We start from the raw sequence: 1,703 nt of genomic DNA, 5'->3' as shown, positions 1-1,703 counted from the left end.
GAAATATTGTCATGACGAAGTAATTTTCTCTCTGAATCACGATATGGATTTTCAGAAGCAAGACCGGAGTTTGACAACTGAAAAACTCCGGTTTTCATTTTATTTGAGGCTCATATAGGTCTTCGGGTGAAATCGGGTAGATTCTCTCTGAAAATTTAACGATTTCACCGCTTTGCCCATATGAGCATTGTTTGATACACCACTATTCTACTAGAGCCTGAAGGACTGTTTCTCATGCGATCGACTTACCCATTTACAGCGATTGTCGGCCAAGAGCGGATGAAGCGAGCACTCATCCTCAATGCCATCAACCCCCAGATCGGCGGCGTGCTGATCCGCGGGGAACGGGGCACGGCCAAGTCTACCGCAGCCCGTGCCTTGGCTGCCCTAATCCCTGAGCTGGACGCCGTCGACGGTTGCCCCTTTGCCTGCGACCCCAAGCGCCCCGATCTCTACTGTGACGAGTGTCGCGAACGTTTTGCCCGCGAAGGCGCACTTCCCTCGCACCACCGCAATACGCCCTTTGTGGATCTGCCGGTGAGCGCAACAGAAGACCGTGTCGTTGGGACGCTCGACATTGAAAAAGCGATCCAACGCGGTGAACGCCACTTTGAACCGGGCATTCTCGCTGCGGCCAACCGCGGGGTCCTCTACGTTGACGAAGTGAACCTGCTCGATGACCATGTGGTTGACCTGCTGTTGGACAGCGCCGCGATGGGCATCAACGTGGTGGAGCGCGAGGGGATCAGCTTCCAACACCCCGCGCAATTTGTCTTGGTCGGCTCGATGAACCCGGAAGAGGGCGATCTGCGGCCTCAGTTGCTCGACCGCTTTGCCCATGCCGTGGATGTGGTGGGGTTGGCCGATGCCAAACAGCGGGTCGAAATTCTGCGCCGCCGCATCTTCTTTGAGCAAGATCAGGAAGGCTTCCTCGACGCCTTTGACACCACCGAAGAGGAATTGAGCAAGCGCATCGAAGAAGCGCGCGCCCGCTATCCGCTGGTCGAGTACAGTGATAAGGACCTCTACACGATTGCTGCACTCACCGCCAGCTTCAAGGTGGATGGCCACCGCGCCGACATCGTGATTCTGCGTACGGCGCGTGCCCAAGCGGCCTACGACGGTCGGCTCAAGATCAACGACAATGATATTCTGCTGGCAGCCGAACTCGCCCTGCCCCACCGCATGAAGAAGCAGCCCTTCCAGGAGTCAACCATGAATCTGGATCAGTTGCAGAACAATGTGCGCCAAGCCCGGGCCGAAGCCGAACAAGAAGCCGGCGATGGCGATGAGAGTGAAGGCATGCAGATGGGCGATGCCGCGGCCGATGAAAAAAAAGCATAGAGGGCGATGAGTCAGATATGATGGATGCCGGCGAGGGGGGCGAAGGGGCAGTGGCCCAACCCGACTCCTCTCCCCAGCAGAGCTCATCGCCCGGCGATGCCAAAGGGGCACGGAAGCCGGTCCAAATCGGCGATACATTTGAAACGAAACGGATGGATACACCGCTCGACAAGATGACACGCGAGCGCGCAGGGAAACGTTCCTACACCCGCACCGACCGCAAGCGTGGCCGGTACATCAAGGCTCGCCCTGCGGGTAGCCGCCCCGAGGATATTGCCTTTGATGCAACGTTACGCGCGGCCGCCCCATTCCAACAACAGCGGCTCGCCGACGCCGAGAATGACCTGGCGTTGCAGTTG

The 1,703-nt window shown here is 57.8% G+C and carries 2 protein-coding genes; both read left to right on the top strand.

Going from position 1 to position 1,703, the window contains the following annotated elements; genetic code table 11:
* The first annotated feature begins 234 nt into the window (after positions 1 to 234).
* The gene (locus tag KDH09_17795) at positions 235 to 1,344 is read left to right on the top strand and encodes an ATP-binding protein (GenBank protein ID MCB0221556.1); all 1,110 of its coding nucleotides are present in this window, start codon (positions 235 to 237) and stop codon (positions 1,342 to 1,344) included.
* 173 nt (positions 1,345 to 1,517) lie between these two features.
* Positions 1,518 to 1,703: hypothetical protein (locus KDH09_17790; GenBank protein MCB0221555.1), on the top strand; the 186-nt coding region annotated here is incomplete at its 3' end.

The sequence above is a fragment of the Chrysiogenia bacterium genome (genome assembly GCA_020434085.1).
GTDB lineage: Bacteria > JAGRBM01 > JAGRBM01 > JAGRBM01 > JAGRBM01 > JAGRBM01.
Note: the sequence above shows the minus strand (reverse complement) of the source record. Positions and strands in the feature narration are given on the sequence as shown.

Bases quoted from the DNA above. Each gene is read 5' to 3' on its own strand.
- KDH09_17795 (MCB0221556.1), top strand. From the start codon at position 235: ATGCGATCGACTTACCCATTTACAGCGATTGTCGGCCAAGAGCGGATG.